6 protein-coding genes are annotated in these 26,489 nt (G+C 24.9%); 1 reads left to right on the forward strand and 5 read right to left on the reverse strand.

The window, feature by feature from the left end; translation table 11 throughout:
- Positions 1-2,401 precede the first annotated feature (2,401 nt).
- The 4 genes from accC to GFV14_RS01790 form a co-directional block, all read right to left on the reverse strand.
- Positions 2,402-3,742: an acetyl-CoA carboxylase biotin carboxylase subunit gene (gene accC, locus GFV14_RS01775; RefSeq protein ID WP_457914625.1), complete on the reverse strand. Its 1,341-nt coding sequence runs from the start codon at positions 3,740-3,742 to the stop codon at positions 2,402-2,404.
- A 10-nt stretch (positions 3,743-3,752) separates the two neighbouring features.
- Positions 3,753-4,223: an acetyl-CoA carboxylase biotin carboxyl carrier protein gene (gene accB / locus GFV14_RS01780; protein WP_457914626.1), complete on the reverse strand. Its 471-nt coding sequence runs from the start codon at positions 4,221-4,223 to the stop codon at positions 3,753-3,755.
- Positions 4,224-11,842: 7,619 nt separating this feature from the next.
- The gene (gene nfo, locus GFV14_RS01785) at positions 11,843-12,697 is read right to left on the reverse strand and encodes a deoxyribonuclease IV (RefSeq protein ID WP_457914627.1); all 855 of its coding nucleotides are present in this window, start codon (positions 12,695-12,697) and stop codon (positions 11,843-11,845) included.
- A gap of 2,628 nt (positions 12,698-15,325) precedes the next feature.
- Positions 15,326-15,832, reverse strand: coding sequence for a DUF721 domain-containing protein (locus GFV14_RS01790; RefSeq protein WP_457914628.1), 507 nt, complete (start codon positions 15,830-15,832; stop codon positions 15,326-15,328).
- Positions 15,833-16,560: 728 nt separating this feature from the next.
- Here GFV14_RS01790 and secA point away from each other — a divergent pair.
- Positions 16,561-19,272 (forward strand): preprotein translocase subunit SecA, encoded by a 2,712-nt coding sequence (gene secA / locus GFV14_RS01795; RefSeq protein ID WP_457914629.1) that lies wholly within the window; start codon positions 16,561-16,563, stop codon positions 19,270-19,272.
- A 3,163-nt stretch (positions 19,273-22,435) separates the two neighbouring features.
- Here secA and recD read toward each other — a convergent pair.
- Positions 22,436-24,298: an exodeoxyribonuclease V subunit alpha gene (gene recD, locus GFV14_RS01800; RefSeq protein WP_457914630.1), complete on the reverse strand. Its 1,863-nt coding sequence runs from the start codon at positions 24,296-24,298 to the stop codon at positions 22,436-22,438.
- Between the last annotated feature and the right edge of the window lie 2,191 nt (positions 24,299-26,489).

The following is a 26,489-nucleotide window of genomic DNA, read 5'->3' on the forward strand; positions in this document are numbered from 1 at the left end:
AGTTATAATCAGGAGTATTAAAATTACTGTATGTAAAATGAATTTATTTAACCTTAATTAGTATATTACAAGATGAAGAGAAAGGAAATATTTTAAAAATATAGATTAGTATTATACTAGTGATTTATGATTAATAAATCAGTTGGACATAAAAACATTGATTGTATATTATCGAGCCATGAATATCTATAAACTATCAGTTTTTCATTAATTGCATTAATATTTCTATTTTTCTTAATCTAGTTTATGGACTGATTTAATGAAGTCAGTAATAATCTTATTGCACTGATTTATGCCGGTGCAGTAAATGCTAATATTTATTGTAAAAATATAAGAAGCTAATAGATTGGCTTCTTTTGTCTAATTTATTAAAATTTAAAAAATTGTACGATTTCATTTATGATATATTAATACAAATTTTATAAATCTCGGTAATTTAACTTGTATTTAGTTCTATTGACATGTGTAAATTTTTATGTTACTTATTGATTTTTTAAGAGTTTTTGATATAGTTCTTCTTTTTAGTGTCTGTTTTATTTTCTAAAATTTTTATATGATCAAATTATATTTTTCTTTTAAGAGCCTCATGTGTTTCACTCTAGTATTTTCTTGATTAAGAAAGAGTTTTAAATTATTACAACACACATAAAGTACATTATGTACGTTTCTAAATTTTAGCATCCTTAAGTTTTGATTAAAACGCGATATAAATATAAATAAGCCTATGATTTATTAATAGACTTAAAGTATTAAAAGTTAATTCTATTCGCACTTTTAACTTAAATGATTTTTTTATACATCATACTATCGCGATAATATTTATGATCAAATAGAACATTATGTATTTTTAATATACTGAAATAACTAAAATCTCCGCACTATTATAATAGAATTTAATCAACAAAACAGTCTGTTAAAGTTAAAATTCAATACTAAATGACAGATATTACAGTTCTAAAATTAACATAGTTTTAAGTTATTAATTGTATTCAATTTAAATGTTTTCCTCAAGGTAAGTAAGTTTAAAAAAATTTTCACTAGAACAATGATACAATATCTTACTTAATATTTGTAGTCTTGCAATACAAAGATTGAAACTTTTTTCTTGAACGCTTGGATGTTTCTTTAAAGAGATATGTTAAATGCACTTAATTATGATTATTCTAATCATAAACTGTATTAACATAAAGAGAATACCTTGAAAGAGAGTTGTAATGATCTCGAAAAAAAGATTAGTATCATAAATTATAATGCTATAATATATTTTGTATCATAAAGAATATAAAAACTTGATAGAATAATGCTAATAGCACTGCAAGTAGACTGTAATTAATACATATGTTTTTCATATCTTAGTCTGTCTAAATGTTTTTCACTATGCTACGAGATAAGCTATAGATATATTTTCCTTCTATCGTCTAGTTAATATACTAACAGTGCAGAGAGATTAAATTAAAGTTATGATATATAATACACGGTTAGTATTGTGTAGTGAGATAATAAATTGTTGATTGTTGTAGATAAATGCAATCAAGTAAAATTTTAAAATAAAATAGTTGAGCAGTATAAAGTAATGTTAGACATGTGTGTAGACTTGTTTCATTTTTAATTTAAATTTTATTCGATTATTATTTTCAGTGATTAAATTATATTTCACATGCTGTGTAAGCTATGCTTTAAATGATTGTCACTGTGATTCATTTACTTGCAATGACAGTATTTACGTTTCTTGAAATTTATCACATAAGAAGAATAGTAAGACGTGCATTTTAAAAATCTATTCACCTTAATATACACTGAACCAAAAGAAGCGTTAAGCGTAAGAAGGTCGTTAGTAATATTCAAATATTTCATGATAGAAGATTTAAATATAGAAACTGAATGAGAATTACCGTAATAAAATTTTATCTGTAATTGAATTACATTACATTAATAGCTACTTGAAATAAACAATTAGCATTCATAAAAAACGTGTTTTTAAATGATGTTGCACGCTGTTTATTTTAAAAAATAAAATTAGTTATTTAAATTAATAATGGTCGACTAACGATATTTAATATTTTTTCTAAATTGGATATTTTTCTTCATTAAAGATTTACAATAAAATATGTTTTAATAAATGAGAAAAATATCAAGAGAGCCAATTTTATAACTTAAAATACTGAACTGAGTACTGAATAATTATTTGAACGATTTCCGTCTTGGAATACTGAATATGGGCTTAAATTTGATTAACACAATTTTCATGTAATGATTGAATGCTTAAAAAAAATTTATATATACGTATTTATTTTTTAGAAATATAAAAAATAATTAAGAATTGCATTAAAAACTGTATTCAGCGCATAAAAAAAACCTGCAAGTTATATTTTGTAATTAATAATGAGTAAAAACATAACCCTTAAATACCTAGTATTTTTTCTAAATAGTGAATTTGCGTTTCACCTTGTTGAAAATTTTTATCATTTATGATCATCTTTTGAAGTTCAATATTAGTTTGGATGCCATCAATAATTAATTCATTCAGTGCATTTTTCATACGTACTATAGCAATTTGACGAGTCTCCCCAAAAGAGATAAGTTTACCAATCATCGAGTCATAGTACGGAGGCACTGTATAACCAGAATAGATATGTGATTCCCAACGAATACCAAAACCACCTGGAGAATGAAAACGAGTGATTTTACCTGGACTTGGTAAACAAGTACTCGGATCTTCTGCATTTATACGACACTCAATAGCATGACCATGAATAACTACGTCTTTTTGCTTAATTGACAAAGGTAAGCCAGAAGCAATATTGAGCTGTTCTTTGATTAAATCAATACCAGTAATCATTTCAGTGACTGGATGCTCAACTTGAATACGGGTGTTCATCTCAATAAAGTAAAATGTTCCGTTTTCATATAAAAATTCGAAGGTACCTGCACCACGATAGCCAATTTTAATACATGCATTGGCACAGCACTTACCAATACTATGACGAACTTCAGCTGTAATACCTAGTGCTGGCGCTTCTTCAACAATTTTTTGATAACGACGTTGCATTGAACAATCACGCTCCGCTAAATAGATAGCGTTACCTTGACCATCAGCCATCACTTGAATTTCAACGTGACGTGGATTTTCAAGATATTTTTCCATATAAACTATTTCTTTATTAAAAGCAGTTTTCGCTTCTGTACGAGTCAAATGAATTGACGATTCTAAATCTTTTTCGTTATGTACAACGCGCATACCACGACCACCACCACCGCTGGATGCTTTAATAATCACAGGATAACCAATGAGTTTCGCGATAGTTTTATTTTTTTCTCCGTCATTACTGAGTGGTGCATTAGAGCCTGGTACACAGGGTACGTTAAAATTTTTCATAGCTGCAATACCCGAAACTTTATCGCCCATTAGACGGATAGTTTCAGATTTTGGTCCAATGAAAATAAAACCTGAACGTTCTACTTGTTCTGCAAAATCGGCATCTTCAGATAAAAACCCATAGCCTGGATGAATAGCTTGAGCACCTGATATTTCTGCTGCGGAGATAATTGCAGGAATATTTAAGTAGCTTTTTGCAGATATAGCCGGGCCTATACAAATAGTTTCATCCGACAGTAAAACATGCTTTAAATCACTATCTGCTGTAGAATAAACAGCAACAGTTTTAATACCTAATTCTTTACAGGCACGAAGAATACGCAGTGCAATTTCTCCACGGTTAGCAATGACAATCTTATTTAGCATGGAATCCTCATTATTCGATAACAAGCAATGGCTCGTTAAATTCTACTGTATCGCCGTTTTCTAACAAAATAGCCTTAACAACACCTGATTTATCTGCTTCAATTTGATTCATCATTTTCATTGCTTCAACAAAGCAAAGAGGATCACCTATACTAACAGTTTGACCTACTTCAACAAAAGATTTCGCTTCTGGACTTGGGGCGCTATAAAAAGTTCCAACTATTGGAGAACGTACCGCATGACCAGATATTATAGTTTGTTCAGATACTTGTGTATCTTTTATTTGTGTTACGGTACTTGCTAATGTAGTTTTTTCTTCTGCAAGAGGTGTAGAAGAAAATTGTTGAGCAGGTGGTATGAGTGGAGAAATAGATACAATACGACTAATGCATACAGAGTTTTCACCTTCAGAAATTTTTAGTTCAGAAATACTAGACTCTTCAACTAATTTGATTAGTTTTTTAATTTTACGAATATCCATAGATCTGATTCCGTACTCTTATATTTTGATTTAATTGATACATGCCATTTTATACTTCAAATTGTTACTACATTTTTAAAATATTGAATCAGATAGTTTATTTTGTGTTTATAATATAAATCTTCACTTGATACCTAGATTAAAATTAAATATTTTTAGGTATATAAGAGATGGATGATTGCAGACTTTGAGAGCAATTTTAACTATTAACAACAAAATAAAAATCATTTGAACAGCTTTACCTTAGAGAGATGACTAAAATGTCAAGATTTTATCATGAGGATTAGACAAATAAATTTTAATGAATTACCATTGTAGATACTATTAATATACTAATGCACAGCAATAACTCATATATGTAAATATAACCCGATTCGTCAGAATAACATTTACGTACTCTTTTGTCCTCAATTATATTAATGGATCTGTATTCTATACTGGAACTAAACATTAATACATTTTATCTATTAGATAATACGTTTTATTAAATGTGTAATATACTTCACAAGTCTTAAGTTTGAATCCTTATATAGTTTTTATATTTTTAATGAATTTAACCTAGGTCTATTAGGAGTAAAATATGAATATTTTCTTATCGTGTTATTTATTTTGAGATAGGTTAATAAATTAATAACATAACCCTATGTTGTTAATTTGTCATTTGTTATCATAAAAATAGATAAATTTTTTATCGATATAATATTCTTATAATTATTACAAATAATTGCACAGTATATAATAATAGTATATTAGTTTTGTTAGAAAATTCGTTATATTTCTTTTTACTTTTATAGCAAATGCATTTTTTAAATTTGTATATTAAGGAAATTCTTGATGTAATAAAATAACTATTACATGAGATATTATCTTATTTTTTAATATTTATCATCTCTATATTCTACTAATATCATTTATAATACAATTGATGTGCGAAATTGCCGTAGTGATAATTAATTTTAAGCACTGCTGAATAAATGTACACTTAGCAATAAGCTAATATAGTGAATTAAAATTTTATAAATTAATATGACTAAAATAAACAAATACTGTGCTAGGAAACAAACACTGTTGGTAATTTCATAGATAAAAACTACTTATTGTATTAATTATTAACGAAATGCTACTCGTATGTAAGAATACTGAATTAATAGTTCCCGTATAAATTTTTATAAAATTTTTTTTTAATTAAAGCAACATGACTATGAGGCGATTTTTATTTTATAGAGTTATTTTTAATATCTTGATATGTATTAAAAATTTAATGATATCGCATCACTAAAATACAATATATAGAAAGAAAAAAATACTTTTCTATAAATTTAATTCACCTGAAATCATAAAATAATAAAATATTATTTAAATTTTCATGCATAAAAATTTATGAATATAGATAAGAAAGAAAGAGTATATAAAAACTTAAAATACTGTTATTTTGACGGGTATTTGTAATACCTTTTAAATAACTTATAAAGTATAATTCAATGTAAAAGTTATTTTTTCTATTATTTTACAAAGATATATATAATATTTGTGTTATAATAATACATTAATTCATTATCTTCTCAGTTAAAAGTCGTTAATAAATTTATTAAGACAATTATAAATTAATACAACATATAAATAATGTTTACTTGTTTTGGTGTATTGAACATTTTTATGTTTAAAAATTCTTTGATAGATTTTAATAATCTATCATTTAACTTAAGTGAAAGATAATACTTACAATCATATATAAAACAAAACTAAAATAACATGCATTTTCTGTTTTTTTTATTCAGAAAGTTCGTGCTGGTACAGATAAACGTTGCTATAGTTACTAGTTAATCTAAAAAATCTAAGGTATAAACCTAAAGTATTTTCAAGAAAGCTAATAGAAATAGGTTTTATTGCTATTTTAACTGAAAATATTATCATATATTATCAACATAAGTGCATGATTATTTCTTTTCGAGATTCACTACTCAGTTCTAGTTTATGTTTTTGTTCATATTACTTAAGTAACTATTAAATGATATGTTACTTTGCATTAAATAGTTATATGTGAGAGTTATTATTTAATTAAAGAGACGCAGTTTTTAAAGATTGGTATTAACTTCCATTCTTAAGAATAACAAAGATTAGCAGTTATCGCGTAATGAGTAAAGAAATATTACTGAATTTCTATTATCTTCTTAAAGAAAATTGTTTATTTTTGTTATCAAACGATTATAAAATCCCTACTCTTTAACGATATTTTAATCAGTGAAAAATTATTCCTCAACGTATTAAACATAATTATTAGTTTAACGAACTCAGTTAATATAGTTAATAAAGTTGGGACAATCAATTTAAGTTCATAAAAAATTTTACTTAAGGTTTTCTAAGAGATATTTTAACATAGTTATACTGAATTAGAGCAATACACTATTGAATTAACATTTAATATTTACAGTATATTGTTATCTTGTTCAAAAAATTTTGCATTGTGACATAATCTAGATTGATTACCGGTTAATGACGTTAGTACGCTTATTGTGTTTGTAGGAAATCTACGATTTCTGTTTCTTTTAGTGAAAATAAAATATCAACACTATTTATATTCATGGAAACAACCTGTTTAGCGAATATTCAATAAGTGTCATATACAGGTAAAATAACTTTTTTTACTTTCCTATCCACCATATATTTCATTTTTTGTTTTAAGTTCAGTTAATCAAATCATTTTTATTGCAGTGAGTGATGAAATATACATTTTTAAATTATAAAAATTACTATCTTATATGAGGTCTATCTTTTTAGTTTTGTATTATTATTGTTGTTCTTTTAGTAAAAGCATTGATAATAATGCATTATCGTTTTAATTATATTTAATAAATCTATATATATTTAGATCCAGACTGTTAGTCTATTTTACTTTTAAGAAATTGCTAGATTCAGTGTTTTGAAAATAATTTTTTTGAGTACCTTGATTTAAAAAATAAAATATTAGCTTAAGAATTAAATATTTAACCATCTGATACTCTATTTCTTACAGTATTAAAACAAAAATACCTTTTGTGTGAGGTATTATGCTTACTATATTTATAAGAATGGAAATGATAATGCTAAAATAAGTTATTTCTAGTGAATAATATCTTATTAAAAAATAAAAATAATAATGTATATCAAAAATCACTAATTATAAGTACTAGAGATATTATCAATTAAATCATCTCTATAAATAATATGAATAATTTAGTTCTATTGATTTGTAATCCTACATTGTAGCACCTGTGCATGTATTGTATAATGATATTAAATTAATTTTTTGATGTAAGTTGAATTTATAACTGATAATTAGAATGATTATCAACATACTGATATTGTAGCAAACGTTTTACTGATCACTCCTTATCTTAGATGGTTTTTTTTAAGATTTTTACTATCTTTATTATCTTTAAAGTTAATAATATCCTTTGATAGGCTTGTATTATTGTTAATCTCAATACTTGAAAAAGTACAATATCTAACTATATTAGTTGATTTTCTTAGATAATAATTAGTAATTATATTATATTTTTATAAATTTTAGCGTATATTATGAAATGAATGAGTTATGAATGAAAATTCTTTTAAAGTACTATTGAAATCCTAGAAAAAATCACAAAACATTATGAGCATTATCAATAACATATGTAGGTTAACAGTAAAAGTATAAAACTGTGGTTAGAAGAATTGAAATAAATGATGCGATAATAATCTCAGCGTGATTGAGATCTGTCATTTTTATTCCATGAATTATGTAAATATATTTATATCTAGATTGATAGCATTGTATCAACCATTGTTGTGGTTATTTCTTTTTGTTTATTTAGTAAAAGTTTAGCTAAATTTCGTCAGTATCAATGTAAGTTTTTTTGAAAGTTTTTGTGGATTTTTTTATAAAATTCTCTTTTAGACGTTTATATGCTCTCATATATTAAATAAGTTATCTTGTTTTTTATTAACATTGATGATTAATCATAATAGCGCTATAGCAGTAGATTTTAATCAGTTTTTACTGATTTTAATACTTTAGAAAAAATTCATCACTAATATTTAGTATGTGATAATATTTGAAATTCTGCAATTTTTATCTCTAAAATATTTACTGTGACTTTAATTTGTATTTTTTAAAGATTAAATTAGGGGAAAGTAGTAAAATTATGCAATACTTAAAACAGTGTATAGCACTCAAAATTAAAAGTATATTAGTAATATATACACTATATAATAGCTGTAATTAATAATTATATTATAGAGCTTAGTGAAAATTTTTTTAAGCATAATTATTTTATATATTTCATAAATAGAATATTTTCACAGTAATGCATAGTTAAAAATATTTTCAAAATTATATATTTTTTCTTAATAGTTGAAAATTCATACGATAACAGAAAATTGATAAGGAGAATTGTAGAAGATAATAACATAGATCGTGTGCGATAGGTGTTGGCTAACATAATGCATTCTACGTTAATATTGTTCGTGAGAAATTTATATTTAATACACCTAAGATATTATAACTTCATATTAAATATATTAGTGAGTATTAAAAGGCCTTTATAATACAATATTTTTTAAAAATGCTATTTTATTACCTGTATCGTTACAAATCATGTCAGTGATGATGCACTTTAATAAAAAACATATTTCTTAATGAGAATGTTAGTTAAAGTTATTACATGAAAAATATAATATCACATATTCATATTAAAATTTACTGTAAGTTATCTCTTTCTTATTAGCAGATTCTTAATTTTTGAAGTGTATCATTAAATAGAATTTTTATGAATGTTTGTAACTGATCAATAATTATAAGAATTTACTGATGTGTATGTTATTAAGATAATGATGAAGTGTAACTTGTATTAAGGAAATAATTTATTGAATGTTTTAATGTAAAAAAGAGATTCAGAACATTATAGATAAAGTCAATCTGACGTTAGAAGCTAATTTGATTATTACTCAAGCTAGAATTATGAGAATTATTATTACCAATACTAGTCAGTTTTTAGAATTATGACTTTAAAAAGATAATATTATATTATGCATAATAAAGAAACGTAAGTAATATAATATGAATTATGATTTTAGAAATTAAGACAGTATTATTGTTTTAATTTTATCAAGATTATAAATGTTAAAAATTTTCGTGTGTTTTACTCTTTCTGCAAACGAAAAAATAAGTAAACATTCAGTAGAAATCATTATCAATTATTTTTTTAAATAGAAGTTGTGGAATAATCTGTAAAGAAATAAAAAATGTTTGAGCGTATTTTTTGATAATGTTTATTCATCTTAGTTAAAAAAAGTTTTATGTAATTGATTGATATACGTTTCTATTTATTTTTATAAGAAACTGTACAAACGCAGTGTACTATTAATGTTGATATGTTATGAATTCATTCTTCGCATAAGTAATAGCTTTATATACTAGAGATATACTTTTAGTTTAGTGAGAGTGATAATTTTACTGTTATGCTAAGTTAAAAATTAAAACTAAATTGTATCTATTCAAAAACATTTCAATTTTGTTATGATGTTTAACTTAATGTAAAAAGTAGTTAGTCAAATACCTTCTAGAAGCAGTGTTAAAAAAGATGGTTGTCTTTTTACTGCGCTATTCGATCAAGCTATAAGTTTTACATTTCTTTTTTTTGAATATCAATATTTTGATAAAATATTCTCAATATTATTAAAAATATTCATATATTTAACTGTTATAGTCATATTATACAGATATCAAAATATTGACTAATGAGATGTCTAGAATTTTTTAATACAATAGTTGTTGAAGATATTGCTTGTATCAGAGATAATACATATTATAAAGTTTAATATAATTCTATTTCTACAGTAAGCTTTATCGATAAAATATATTAAATGATATTTTAAAACAATTCAGCTACTGTGCATTTCACATAGTTCGTTAATTTTTTTTATACTATCAAAAAAATATAATCATGATTTTATCTATACTATGATTATTGAATGAAAAATAAAGTAATTTTAATACGACAAATTAGCATAATAATTATATAGATAATATAATATACTTTTCTAAAATTGATAATTAATTATAGCATATTTTCTCGTTTCTGATATAATCTAAAGATTAATAATATTGTGATTAACTAAATATAATCTTTTAGAAACTCAGTTGGAGATATTAATATAAGGTTTTGAAATTCATTTTTTATGAATGTTATAGTTAGATATTGTCATATTGTATTTTAGACACATTTCAATCAAATAACCTGTATGCCTACTTAACATCAGTATTCATATTAATTATTATATAATTCTAAAAAAGAAACCTAAATCTGAATATATTATTTTTATTTAACATATAGCGTTTCTTTAAAATGATTCATTTGAATTAATGAATCCACTAAAATTATTTAGTAAGTTGTATATTTATTTTTAATCTTTCTCATTATATTTAGCTTTATTTTTAAAATGTATTTCGATTTTTTTAAACATAATTTTTATATATTTTATTGACAGCATAAAGTTCTACAGCATGAATATTAGTTGAGAAGTATTGGAATCAGCTAAAGTTTTGTTATGAATGAGCTAATGACTACTCAGTGGCTTAAGATATTTACATACTAATATATATTTAAAATCAGTATGTAGTAACATTTACTCCTGAGTAATTTTTTAAAATCATACTTTTATATAGCTATTCAAAAATTCAAAAGGATAATTTCATATAAATAGATCCCAGATGTCTAGAACGAGTATTAAATAGACACAGCGCCGTAGTAGTTTTAAGTTTTCATAAAAACACTGCCATATGTTAACTTTTGTTAGTAAAATGTTGCTGATAACAAAGATATGTATTCTATTTTAGATATATTATACTAAATGTAATACAGAGTATTCGAAAATAGAGTATACTTTTGATACTTTATATAATCTTCAAGTGTTTACTGAGCGAACATATATTTTATTATTCACAAATACTGTTACATATAAAAATTTATGAAAGATATTTAGATGCATTCCACTTTAGTTTTTTAATTATTTATTTGTTTTATTTTTCAGGAAAAAATATTTAATAGGTGTTTCATAATTGACATGCATGAACAATAAAAATAATACTTTCAATAAAGTTGAAAGATAATCTTCTGATTTTTGTTAATATCATGATTTAAATATCTTTATAAAATATATTTAAAAATCGAATCGTAAATATTTAGCCATTATTGTATCATATAAAATAAATAAAAGATTCGTTGGTTAAGTAACATTATTTGATCTGGTATTGATTTAAAAATAAAAGTATCTAACTAAACAAAAGACTAGTGAACATATTTTAATTATAATAACTTTATATTGTTATAAAGAATGAAAAAATTATTAGAGATTATGAATATCAGTACATATATGAAATGTGAATAGCATAATTATATGTAAAATATTGTACTGATCTCGAAGAGATAAGTAGTGTGTTTCACATATACATGTATCTCGCATTCTGAAAATGATTATATAGCATGATAATAAAAAATTATTTAATAATTGATTTTAAATTGTTTTATATTTTACAATTTTTAAAGTTTTTTAACTTGCAAATTAACATAAAGTTAATTGATTTACAGTGTGTGTATATATTATTTTAAATCGTAACTTTGATGAGAATTCAACCACGCAATTTCTTTTGGCCAGATGTCTGGGTTAACTGTTTCCAATATTAATGGGATATTATTAAAACGTACATCTTGCATAATATAGATAAAAGGTGTAGAACCAATATTACCTTCACCTAAGCTATGATGTCTATCAACACAACTACCAAACTGACTTTTTGCGTCATTTAAGTGCATACCTTTCAGATATTTAAAACCAATAATATCAGAGAATTCTTTAAAGGTTTTTTCACAATTTTCTTTTGTACGCAGATCATAACCAGCAGCAAAAGCGTGACAGGTGTCAATACAAACACCTACGCGGCTTTTATCATGTACTCCTTCAATTATGCTTGCTAAATGTTCAAAACGAAAACCTAAATTAGAACCTTGACCTGCAGTGTTTTCAATAACTGCAATCACATTTTGTGTTTCATTTAATGCAATATTAATTGATTCAGAGATACGAGCTAAACAATTATTAATTGTAATTTTTTTGAGATGACTTCCAGGATGAAAATTCAGTAAATTAATTCCAAGTTGTGCACAACGCTGCATTTCATCAATAAATCCTATTCGTGATTTTTCTAATAATTTTCTTTCGGGGTGGCCTAAGTTAATTAAATAGCTGTTATGAGGCAAAATTTGGTGTTTACCATAGCCATATTTAGCACAATTAGTCTTAAATTTTTGAATTATATCTTTTGTTAGAGGGGGAGTATTCCACTGACGTTGATTTTTTGTAAATAATGAAAAAGCAGTGGCATTAATTTTATAAGCACGAATAACGGCTTGATCAGCACCTCCAGAAGCACTGACATGCGCTCCAATGTATTTCATATATTGAATCCTATTTTCTAAAAAACAATTTAATAGATTAATCAATAAATAAAAAATTTATTATAATGTTGATTCATAAAAATTAATTTCAATTATAATAGAATAATTTAAATATGTATATTTATAATGAAGTTATACACCAGCGAGCAATAGCATGAAACGTTTTTATTTAAATATACTTAACTCACTTATTTAAACAATATGCATATGCTAATTAAAGGAATATAATAACAGTATTTTCATGATTAATTAGATCATATCAGTAACAATTATCTACTTTATCTAATACTATTGTTATTAAAATAAATACATTACATGTTGAAATAAAAATCAACATCATTCAAAAATAAAAGATTGCGTAATATGTCTTTTTTAAATTTTAGATTTTCATTATATTTCATAGAATTGAAAGAAATTAATAAGATATTTTATGCTAAAAATAATATTGTGAACAAGATGAATTTTAAAATTCAAGAGGTTATTGTAATTTATAATTCAAAAATAGTTTGTGGTTCATGATTATTGCTTAACGATCGTATTTTCTATATAATTAATAAAAAATACTTCAGATATGTTGATGCTAATTCTAGTAATCTTAATTACGCACTAATTTAGTAACAGTATCGGCAAAAGTATAATTGTCTTGAGTATAATAATAGTTAAATAATGATAATGGTCATAGAAAGCTGATGAGTATGTTCTGAACGTTTAATTATATATTTTTTGTCATGATTTCTGTTGTACTAGATATATAACCATTTGAATAATTAAAGAAAGTGATTTTTATGATCTCATTTAAACATTCATTTCACAAAAACAAGTTAATGCATTAATCTTGGAGTAGAAGTATGAATTAATAATATTATTACACAAATAAAATTAATATAAAACTATATAGATTAATTTTATACGTATTAATGGTGGTTAATAAATTTCATATTATAATTATTATGAATCATAATGGTTATAATAATTGTGTGGTCAAAAAATATCTAAAAGAAATGCAGATAAATTAATGTAAAAATTTAAGTAGTTTTCTAAAATATCTTATATATAGTGTGTAATATTTTTCTATTGAATACTAAGATATGTTGTATGTTAGTAAATAGCTATTTTATCAGTCTTTTAAATTATTTTATTCATAATATTTATTGTTTAATACAATCATAAAATTTATCCTTGACGATTGTATTAATAAAGTATATTGATACATTATCAATTAAATTGTTCATGTAATTTAAGATGTAGATAAAAATGGAACTCAATAACTTAAAATCACAATCTTCAATATTAAAATTTAATAATTTATTTCATGTAATCATGAAGATAAATTTTAGAAAAGTATTTAAATTTTTTTTACTGATTTTTTATATTCTAGATATTTTTAGACTAAAAAATGTACAGTAACATCTCAATTCTTAGATATTATATTCTAAATATAGAATGTATTGTATTTTACTCTCTTAATGATTGCTTTTAATATATAATAACTAGTATTTTTACATACTTTACCTTCATTAATATTGAATACTAACATATTTTAAACATATTATAAGTATTTTATGTACGGACTAAAAGTTGTCAAGGTATATTACCTCTTACATACAACATATTGTCATTTCAATAGAAAAATATCCTTAAAAATCTTACCGTAATCTGTTGTTTGATGATAAAAACTTTTTTTCTTAATGTAGTTAGTAAGACTAATTGGATTCATGTAATGAAGTTTTTATGCATTAATCATCATGAAATAGTTATACATTTTTAATTATTATTTAAATTAACTTAAGCAATCATTTTTAAATACTAATCCTAGTAAAATGAAGTACAATTTAATTATTTTTCTTTTCAAAGTGTGAAAGAATAATGTATGATATTTCGAGTAAAATATACTCTGGAGTATTTGTGATTGTTACGTATGTCTTAAAGAGCATAGTTATGCATAAAATATCGCATCTAAAGTTACTTTTTTCTGAACATATCTACGTTATTTACTGAGATCGGTAATAGTTACTTTATTATAGTGTTGCTCACTGAATATTACTATGCTAATTTTTATTTTTAAAACAAAACACATGAAATAATTCAATGTAACAATTCTAAAAAAGAGGATAAAAGTTCTGAAAAATTTTAAATAATTAATAAAATTAAGTAGTAATAAAGTAAACGAAAAGAATAATATTATAAAAAATTTGTATTAAAAAGTGGCTTATTATTGATATGACTCAAGTGCGTTTCCTGGAGGATCAAAATAAATTATTAATATTGTTTTCTATTATTCGTAAGATAGAAAAAGTAATCTCCGATTCAATGCATGCTAGTCTAGGATAATCACTTTTTATAAGATTGATATAGATATTCAACTTTGAGAGTAATAAATAATTATTAATTTCAATAGTAATAAATATCAGCAGCATAATACTTAGATATAAACAATTTATTACATATGAAATTCTTTAATGGTAAAATTCGTTAAAAATCTTTCCTAGATCTCTATTTTCTATTTAAAGATGTAGACAGTGAATAAAATTTTGTTTTTATTTAGGTAGTAAGATTTAATTACAGTTTATTATTTTGTACATATTTAATTAATCATAAATAGATTTATAATGATCAGATATGTTGTGTTTAAAAATGCTCTGGCTTATCAGCCAAGGCAGCTAATCTTTCTAATCTTTCTTTTAATTTTTTTGAGCTGTTTTGTGCTAAGCGAAGTAGATGTTGTGCTGTATCCGTACTGATTTTTCGTTTATTTAAAAGTATTGCATATTGAACTGTTTGATTATTAAGTGAACTATTTTCAACTGCTTTTTTCATGAGAAGAGGATTAATTCTGATATCGATTGAAAATAAAGATGGTAGAATAGATTTACGTAGTGTAGAAATTAAATTGAATTTTTCATAATTTAATCGCATTAACCAGCTCGCGTTAACAACTTCGATTATTAAAATACTATTACGGTAATGTGCAACGCGGCATATAAGTTTTGTTTCAGAAGGTAACAAGCTTTTTACTATTAGATTTAATTTATTTATTATCTTAGCATTGTGTTGAATTATTTGTAATGGGTGATGGGTAGTTACGAGAGAATTCTTGAGAAGAGAAAGCAGTGATTTTGGATAACTATCTCTCATTTTTTTATCTCCATTTCATGAGTTAAGAAAATACTAAAGTGTAATTTATGTATTATATCGTAATAACTTCAAAATACTGTATCAAAGAAAAGCATAAGAATTTGATCAACATCTTTACCTTTTGAAAAAAATTTTGTACACAATATTTCTTGTTTCACTTTTATTATAAGTACTGGCACAAATTTTAGTATGTCTGCTATTATAATACTCTGTCAGACAGGTAAAACCCAATTTAATTCTTTTTCTATTAATTGGAAAAATCAAGTGATCAATACGTTTCATGTTTTATTTTTTCAGCAACAACTTCAATGCTATTCATTAATCTTTTTTCTATTAATTATCCATAACAATATTAATATTAAAAATGTGATAAGGAAATTAACCTTTGCATTTTTGCAATTGAAAATGATTATATAATGAAACAGAATAAACAAGAAAATTGACTGTTTTATAAAAAATTGTATTAAATACTTTATATGCGATGTTAGTAGTGTTTTGCATGCAATGAGATGAAACGTGACTTCACTTAATAGATATATTGGTCTTTTTTATGACTGATATTTATTAGTTTACGATTTAGTTTTCTCAAGTATAAAGTATTTTTTTATTTTAATAACTGTTTATCTTCTGCGAATAACTATTTTTTCGTCTTTGATATAAAGTATATCGTCTATAATAAATAATTATACTATTTAGTAATTATTTTAATTAACTGAGAAAACATAAAGATGCTAACAAAACTACTTACCAAAATTTTTGGTAGTCGTAATGATCATACGCTTCGTAAGCTGCGTAAAAAAGTTGAAAAAATTAATTCTCTTGAGACTGATTTTGAAAAATTTAGTGACAATGAGCTAAAATCAAAAACACAAGAGTTTCGAAATCGTCTGAACAAGAATGAAAGTCTTGAAAGCATTACTCCTGAAGCCTTTGCGACTGTTCGTGAAGCTAGTAAACGCGTTTTCAGTATGCGTCATTTTGATGTTCAAATGATTGGTGGTATGGTTTTGAATGAACGTTGTATTGCTGAGATGCGTACAGGTGAAGGTAAAACATTGACTGCAACTTTGCCTGCTTACTTAAACGGATTGACAGGTCAAGGTGTTCATATTGTTACTGTAAACGATTATTTAGCAAGACGTGATTCTGAAAATAATCGCCCTTTATTTGAATTTTTAGGATTTACAGTTGGAATCAACTTACCAGGTATGACTCCTAGTATGAAACGTGCAGCTTATGCTGCTGATGTGACTTATGGTACAAATAATGAATTTGGATTTGATTATTTACGTGATAACATGATATTTTGCCATGAAGAACGTGTACAGCGTAAATTGTATTATGCTTTAGTTGATGAGGTAGATTCTATTCTTATTGATGAAGCACGTACACCACTAATTATTTCAGGTCCATCTGAAGATAGCTCAGTATTATATAAAAAAATTAACAAATTGATTCCAAAATTAAAACGTCAAGAAAAAGATGATTCAGATATTTTTCAAGGTGAAGGTCATTTTTCTGTTGATGAAAAATCACGTCAAGTAACAATTACTGAGCGTGGTTTAATCTTAGTGGAAGATCTTCTAATAAAAGAAGGGTTAATGGAGCAGGGAGAATCTCTGTATTGTCAAAAGAACATTATACTTATGCATCATGTTATGATGGGTTTGCGTGCATATACATTATTTACGCGTGATGTTGATTATATCGTTAAAGATGGTCAGGTTATTATCGTTGATGAGCATACTGGCCGCAAAATGGAAGGGCGTCGTTGGTCAGATGGTTTGCATCAGGCAGTTGAAGCGAAAGAATACGTTGAGATTCAAAATGAAAATCAAACATTAGCTTCAATTACCTTTCAAAATTATTTTCGTTTATATCAAAAACTAGCAGGTATGACTGGCACTGCAGACACTGAAGCATTTGAATTTAGTGCGATCTATAAGTTAAATACAATTGTTATTCCAACAAATCGTCCTATGATACGTAAAGATTTGCCTGATTTAGTTTATATAAATGAAGCAGAAAAATTTAATGCAATTATTCAAGATATTCGAAACAGGACAGCATATGGGCAGCCAGTTTTAGTGGGAACAATTTCAATTGAAAAATCAGAGTTAATTTCTAGTGCATTAATAAACGAAAAGATTGGACATAATGTTTTAAATGCGAAAAGCCACGCTATGGAAGCTGATATCATTGCTAATGCAGGTCAACCCGGTGCAGTAACTATTGCTACTAACATGGCTGGTCGTGGTACAGATATTATGCTAGGTGGTAGTTGGCAGTCAGATGTTGCGCGTTTAGAAAAACCCACTCAAAGACATATTGATGAAATTAAAGCTCAGTGGAAAATTCGTCATGATGCGGTATTAGCGTCAGGTGGTTTACATATTATTGGTACAGAGCGTCATGAATCTCGTCGTATTGATAACCAATTACGCGGTCGCGCAGGTCGTCAAGGAGATCCTGGTTCTTCACGTTTTTATCTTTCAATGGAAGATGGGTTAATGCGTATTTTTGCGTCGGATAGAATGACTAGTATTATGCGTAAATTAGGGATGAAACGTGGGGAAGTTATTGAACATCCATGGGTCACGAAGGCAATTACTAATGCACAATGTAAAGTTGAAAATCGTAATTTTGATATTCGTAAACAGCTTCTGGAGTATGATGATGTTGCTAATGATCAGCGCCGTGTTATTTATGCTCAGCGTAATGATTTACTAAATTCTGGTGATATCCAAGAAACTATTAAGAGTATTTGTGAAGACGTATTCAATAAAACAATCAATGTATATATTCCACAAAAATCTTTAGAAGAAATGTGGGATATTGAAGGTCTAGAAAAACATTTTATACATGATTTTAATGTATATCTACCAATAAAAGAATGGTTACAAAAAGAACCTCAATTATGTGAAGATATACTTCGTGAGCGTATTTGTACTAAAGTAATTGAAGTGTATCAACAAAAAGAAGATGTGCTTGGCATTGAAATCATACGCAATTTTGAAAAAGCTGCTATGCTTCAAACATTAGATACTCTTTGGAAAGAACACCTAGCATCTATGGATTATCTACGTCAAGGTATCCACTTACGTGGATACGCACAAAAAGATCCAAAACAAGAGTATAAACGCGAATCTTTTCATATGTTTTCTGATATGCTTGAAACATTAAAGTATGAAGTAATAAGCAAACTGTTTAAAGTGCAAGTGTGTTTACCAGAAGAAATGAAAGATTTAGCACTCTGTAGTAAAAAAGAAGTAAAACAATTAAAAAAAAGTCAAAATTGGACTAATAAATCACCTGAAAAATCACTCAATTCTGAACTAAAATCTAAAATTATAAAACAAAAAAATAAAATAGGTCGTAATGATCCGTGCCCTTGCGGATTTCATAAAAAATACAAACAGTGTCATGGTCGATTAAAATAATTAATAATTTAATATAAAAATTTGAAATAATTTATCTTTCATTACAGATTAATATTAATAAATATTTTTTAGTTAATAACATTGTTTTTTTAAATTGAAAACTTTACACGCATAATAAGATATAAAATTTATTTCCTTATTCCATTGCAATAATTTTATTTAGTAAATATTATATATAATTTAAAATGATCTCAATATATCATTGTTATTGGATAAAGTATTATATTTATGTATGAACGTGATTATAGATCTATTTTAAACTAGAAAATACCTTGGATATCCATAAAAGTAAGCGCTGCTACTGAAAATATATAAAGTCAAGGTTTAGAATACTATATTTAATAGAAGTAATTTTTATATAGATGATCATTGTATGCGATTTGTATTGTTGTGTTTGATATTGTGTGCATTAAGATGACATAAGGATGTGAGTTATATTAAGAATCTCTATATAAAATTTTTAAACTATATTTTCATTACTTTCAGCGTTTTTCTAAAAAAAATTACATGAATACTATCTATTTATTTACTGTTTGTTAGAATTTAGAAATGTGAAGTTATTGCTATAATGAATAACAATAGCGCTATTATATATATTTTTAAATATAATAATAAAATATATTGTAGATAATTTTCTTATTAAGAATTATATTATAGTTAATAATTTCTAGTATTGTGAAGAAAATTTTAATGATTGAAAAAAATTTATGCTTGTTGTAAAACAAAAAATATTTTTAAATAGATAAGTTTTACGTTCAGTGTGCTCACATAGTATGTGTTTCTATTTTCTGACACGTATTCTAATTTGAGACATAAACATTATCTAAATATGGTTGTACATTTTTAAATCAGATTAATTTAATTAATTATTGATTTAGCTTATTAAATTTTCTTATTAATAAAATAAAAAGTTTTTTAGGATACTAAAGAGATGGTAATAAATTTTAGTTCTATTAATTGATTGTTAGCACTCAAAGTTCAGTCTATGACTGATATATGTTTAAAAAAAATCTAAGGAATGCAATAGTTACTATTGATTTTATTTTTTGACTTTCAGTATTCCTTTTACATGTTATATTTTTATATATAACATGAATGATATGAAAAAACAATGATAGATTGTTTATATAATGTTGCAGAACAGAAAGCGATGCTATTATCTTGTAAGAAATAAAAGCATTTTAAATAACTTAGTTAATACTAAAACAAAAGAGATCATCATGCTAAAATTAATATTAATACTTTAGTAAGTAACTGTATTATAGCCACGCAAGGTTATTCGGTTTTAAGTGAATCAATGCGGGTAGGAGTTTTCAGAAAGATCAAAAAATAACCTATTGAACACTTCTAAATTAACATAATATATAGGCTATAAACTCCTCGATAACCTTTATAAACGTAAAGTTTAAATATATACCTTAAGTATACTTCTTTATTGTGAATCTTTCTATTTTAAATTACATGAGTGTATTAAAATCTAGAATAATTTTAGATTATCTTAAAAATATTCATATATATTATGAACATAAAATATGTCTATTATTGAAGTTAGGATATAGAGTATTATAGAGAAATATTATAACATAAAACTTCTTAGGTTATTTCGAGAAGGGTCTAAGATTGAGAGTAATCTTTATTTTTTTCTGATCAACAATATATATATTGTTTCTCTATCATTAAGTTGAGATAACTCAACCGTGATGTAGTTAGACAATAATTCTTTAAAGTTTAGTAAAATAAGAATTATTTTAAAGAAGATAAATCGCCATAGATTAAAGATAGCTATTATTATCGAGTATTAAACAACGGCATAAACCCTGAATATCACTGAGTTATATATTTAAGATATCGATGCAACGATAAGTGTAAAATTTATTTGAATGTTATATACATTATTAACGAGTGTGTTAATTATTGTATCGATTTATTTTATTGATGAAGAACAATTACTATTGATTTATTAATACCTACGAGAGTTACGGTATTTTAATTTCTCTCAAAAATGTTAAAAAGATGTAAGTTAAAAAATTAATTTAAGCTAAATGAGGTATCTCAATAATAATAAATGTTTTCGTATAAAAATTATATCAGATGGTATTCTCAAGACGTTAAATTTAAAAACTTAAAATTTCAATGTATCATTTCTCAAATAATTAGGAAAAATAATCTGATATAGTATTTTAGTAAATTTCATAAATCTCTACTGGTCATTAAGTAACTACTATGATGAAAAATATTTAGTTACAGGTATTTATTGTTTGATTAATAAATTATTGAATTATTAGCCCGCATTGGTAATCATTAAGTGATTATCAATAGTAATGTGAATGAAATGAGATCGTTTATTTTTACTATAGAACTAAAATAAAATGTTTGACGATGTATTTATGTTAGGCACTAAATTATAATTACTCATTATTAAAATTTAGTAATAAACATTTCGAAAAAATGATATTAACAACTACTATTATTGCTATTATTTATATAGAAATTACTGAAACTAATAATAAATAAAATTAGAAAAAATTTTTTTAGAATAAGAGTTCTAAATGAATAATTGAATGATCACCATCTTTCTCTATATTAAATGAGTTTCTTTATTCATTACCACTCTATAAAGGTAGTACTTGTATAAATATTTTCTAGATAACGTTCTTTAGAATAATATGATAGAAATTTAATTAGTTTTATTTTAATAATATAGATAACTATAATATATTAATTCTTTGTATTAAGTTTATCATCAATTGTATTAATATTATTTTATTATGCACATCATTTATTTAGTACTAAGTAAATTACTGTGTTACAATTTTTGAGAATTCAATAGAGTCAAAAGATCCTCATTATACATAGTTAAATATAAAAATTTTAGACAGTATTTTGCACAAAATAAGTTGAATAATAAGTCTGATATTTTATTTTTCACTACATACGTAAACTTTTTATTGGTATCTAATGAAATACTTATTGTTCTAAACATACTAAAATATTTTCATCTTTAGACATAATATGTAGTAAAATACTTAAAATTATTAAGTATTGTTAGTTTAATACTCGATTTTAGCGTTATTCTTATCGTTGTATTGTTCTGTATATATATTATTATAATTTTTAGTTTACATTAATATTTAGGTATTTGATGTTAAGAGCGTGATCAAGCTCAGTTTAAACTGTTTAGTTGCATTACTAATCCGCTACGTCGTTTACTTGGTGTTTCAATTGCTCGACGTAATATTTTTAAGTTATAGTACAAAGAAAGTTCTTTTTTTGCTCTTGTGATTCCAGTATATATAAGCTCACGAGTAATGATGGGGGAATATGATTTTGGTAAAACTAATGCGGCATGCGTAAATTCTGAACCTTGTGATTTATGTACCGTCATTACATAAGCTGTTTCGTGTAAAGGCAAACGATTTAATTGAATATCCTTAATTTTACCATCTGAAGACTGAAAATATGCTTTAAGTACACCTTCATTATCAGGTAAAATAATTCCAATATCACCATTAAATAAACTAAGTGCGTTATCATTACCGCTTATCATAATAGGCCTACCCGCATAATATTTATTACATCTATTAAAAGGACAGTAAATAAATCCTTGTTTACAAAGTAATTTTTCTAATTTTTCATTCAGTCCTATCATCCCATAAGGGCCTTCTCTTAACGCAGTAAGTAAACGGTAATGGTTAAATGCACGTAAAATTTCTTCAGGTGAATTATTCTCTTTGATTTTCAAAAAATAATTATGATACAATCCTGTTGCTGTTAATAGCATCTGAGAATAATTATGTTCATCATTTTGTACATAACTATTTATATCACTGAATGTTTTTTTCAAAAACCTTTCTACGAGTTTTGCATTGCCTTTATTAACTAAAACAGCTAACTGACCAATACCTGAAGAAGACGAAAAACGATAGTTTTTACGTAAAAAACAAATACTATTTCTAATTAACGGTCCTTTCTTTGCTATAAACTTATTAAGTGAATAGCCTGTTAGCTGGGTAAGTTCTTGAGTACGTTGAAAACTATATCCCATACTCGTACACTCACAGATATCTTTAATAACAGCACCCGACTCTATAGAAGCTAGCTGATTTTGATCACCTAAAAAGATTAGTCTTGTATTGACATGCAAAGCTTCAATAAGATTTGCCATCATTGATAAATCTATCATAGAGGCTTCATCAATAATTAAAATATCTGCTTCAATAAGGTTTTCTCGATTATAATGAAAATGTTGACTTTCTGGTTTAGCTCCAAGTAATTTATGTAATGTTTTAGCTTTATTAGGTAACATTTGACGTTCTTGATGGGTCAATGATAAAAGATTTAATGCAGTTCCTAAAGATTCTGTTAAGCGAGATGTAGCCTTACCTGTAGGTGCTGCTAATTCAATTTTAATATTTTTATTATTGTTAATAGATAGTTTAATTAAAATAATTAATATTTGTGCAACTGTTGTTGTTTTTCCTGTACCTGGACCACCTAATATTATAGATATTTGACTAGTAACAGCGATAGCAGTAGCAATTTTTTGCCAATTAATTTCTTTATCGTGTTTTGGAAAGAGAGAATTTAAAATTAATTTTATAGCTTGCGTATCATACTTCTGTTCAATAGGATATGAAAAATATTTAAAAACTTTTTGCTCATCCTGCCAAAGACGTCGGAAATACAAAAAGTCTCCTGACAATACAAGAGGTGAAAGTTTATTTTCACCGGCTAATGCTACAGATTGTGCATTTTTAACAGTTAAATATATTTCTTTAGCATCTAGTGCTCCTATCGCACACCAAAATTCTTTTGCTAATTCAGAAGAACGACCAGAGAATAATTTGTCTGGGACAATGTCTGACAATGCTAAACAAACATGCCCAGAGATCGTTTCTGCACTCAAGAGTGCAGTGATTAAAAGTAATGCTGGATTTTTACATTTTGTGATGTTGTAAGCAAATTGCACATCGAGTGGTGTGAGTAAATGTTCTTCAATCGCTTTGTTAAAAAGTTTTATGATCATTGTTTAATGTTTTAATATTATGAAATAAGAAACTAAGTTTATTAAAAAATGCTTTTCTCAATGAGAGTTATACTATTTTGATTCTATGATATAAATAATGTGTAAGAAAATTAGTACAGACTATTACAGTGAGAATCATAGCTGTAGTTAATTAATAGTGTATTAAAGTCACCATCTAATCTTGATAAAAATAACGGATATTATAAATTATATTGATCATGAATAATTGTCTAAGATATTAGTTCTTGAGATGCAAGTTACTAATATGATTAACTATAAAATAGTATTAATATTTAATAGTTAGGATTTATAATCCACAAAACATTGAAATTAATAAAGTTTTAAAATGGAATGCGTTTTTATAATTATAAAAACAGTAATCTGATGATAACGAATTAAGCACCACTAAGTGATTGAGTAACTAAATTTTGTATCTAATAACAGAAATAATATCCCATTGACTCAAAAATATTTTGAGGTTTTATCGCCGATAGGAGTCACTTATTTCTAGTCAGATAGTTATAAAATAGTTTTTCATGATGCTACAATATTTGTAAGAATTTTATATCAGCATAAGATTTTTTAACTATTATACAAGTCATTTAAACAAAGTTTGTTATGAAAAATAATTTTTCTAGAAACGATGTAAATATTTGTAAAAAGTTAATATTCTTAATTGCTATTCAGCGAAATACGTTAGTAGATTTCTTTAAAAGAAGAGATACGTTTTTCAATGCCTATGTTTCACTCGAGCAATTTTATAAATTTACTTACATAATATCATTTTCACTTTTTCTATAGTGATCGTGAGTATAAATGAGGTCTGAATAATTACTAATTTATTAATACTCATAAAATAAATAAGGCATTTTATTTTGTAGAAATCTCATCATCATCGTGACTCAAATATACAACTTATAATTTTACGAGTTTATAATCATAAAGCTAAGTATCTTATTCTTTAATGCTAAAATAATTTTTTACTACTTGATATTTCTTTTCTTATGTTTTAAATTATATAACTTAGTACTTCAATATACACCTATTTTTTTATTTTCTTGAGAGTCATTTGCAATATTATAAGTTTTATATTATACTAATACACGCGATTATTTATGCAATATAAATAATCGTAAATTTTAGCTAAACTTTCTGAATTATTAAAGGTTATATTTTGTTCTTAAAATGCAAATGTATGCTATGCTTTTATTTCTCATAATAATGTATATTTTATAGTATAATTTACTACAATAGATAACGTAGGGTATTTATATTGAAGGTATTAAAGTTTATAGACAGAACTAATTTAGACAAGATATTTATTATATTTTAAAATATATAGTCTATGTTAATTAATACATACTACAATGTATATACCATTTATTCTTTAAGATATTATTCTTATGATATTTTTAAATATGTACTAAATCTATAAAATTATCTTTATCATCCTTAGTTAAAAGAAATGCGTCAGTAGTATACTCTCCCAGTATAAAAATTCTGATCATCAGCATCATACGATAATTATGCGAAATAGACTTAAAATGAAAAGAATAAATCAACTAAATTGTCTAAAATTTTTAATATAATACTATTTGACAAAACTATAGTAAAACCTCAGATTTTAGATTGTAAAGATGAATATACTATTAATTTATTAAATTTATTATCAATGTTGCTTGCTGTTAACTTTGTTATTAGTTCGCAATAATATCAATATCAGAGGTTGATTTGAAATCATATGACCTATATCCTTGCATTAGAAAGTACTACTGTGAAAATCACTAACAGTTATTTTTAGATTTTCTTACAATATATTATATAAAATAATTGTTTTATTATTTATAATAAAATGCTGTTAAATTAATGAGATAAAAGGTGATCGATTGTGTATTTTACTCATCATTATTCAATCTTATTTTGTATTGATATATAAATTTTAATACAATTACAGAGTACTTTTAAAAGTTATTAAAATTTCTAAAAAGCATAATTCACTTTTTAAATCATACATTTAAAAACTTCAATACATTACTGATGTTGAATGAGAGATTTAGTAATTTTTACAGCTTAAATATAAAACAACGCTATATGGAAAATGTGCATGATTCATGAGAATAACTTATCAAAAAAAATTTTATTTTATTTTTTTAATAAATATATGAATATATATATGATGTTTGCATGGTCC

It is taken from the genome of Candidatus Hartigia pinicola (assembly GCA_020541205.1).
Classification (GTDB): domain Bacteria; phylum Pseudomonadota; class Gammaproteobacteria; order Enterobacterales; family Enterobacteriaceae; genus Hartigia; species Hartigia pinicola.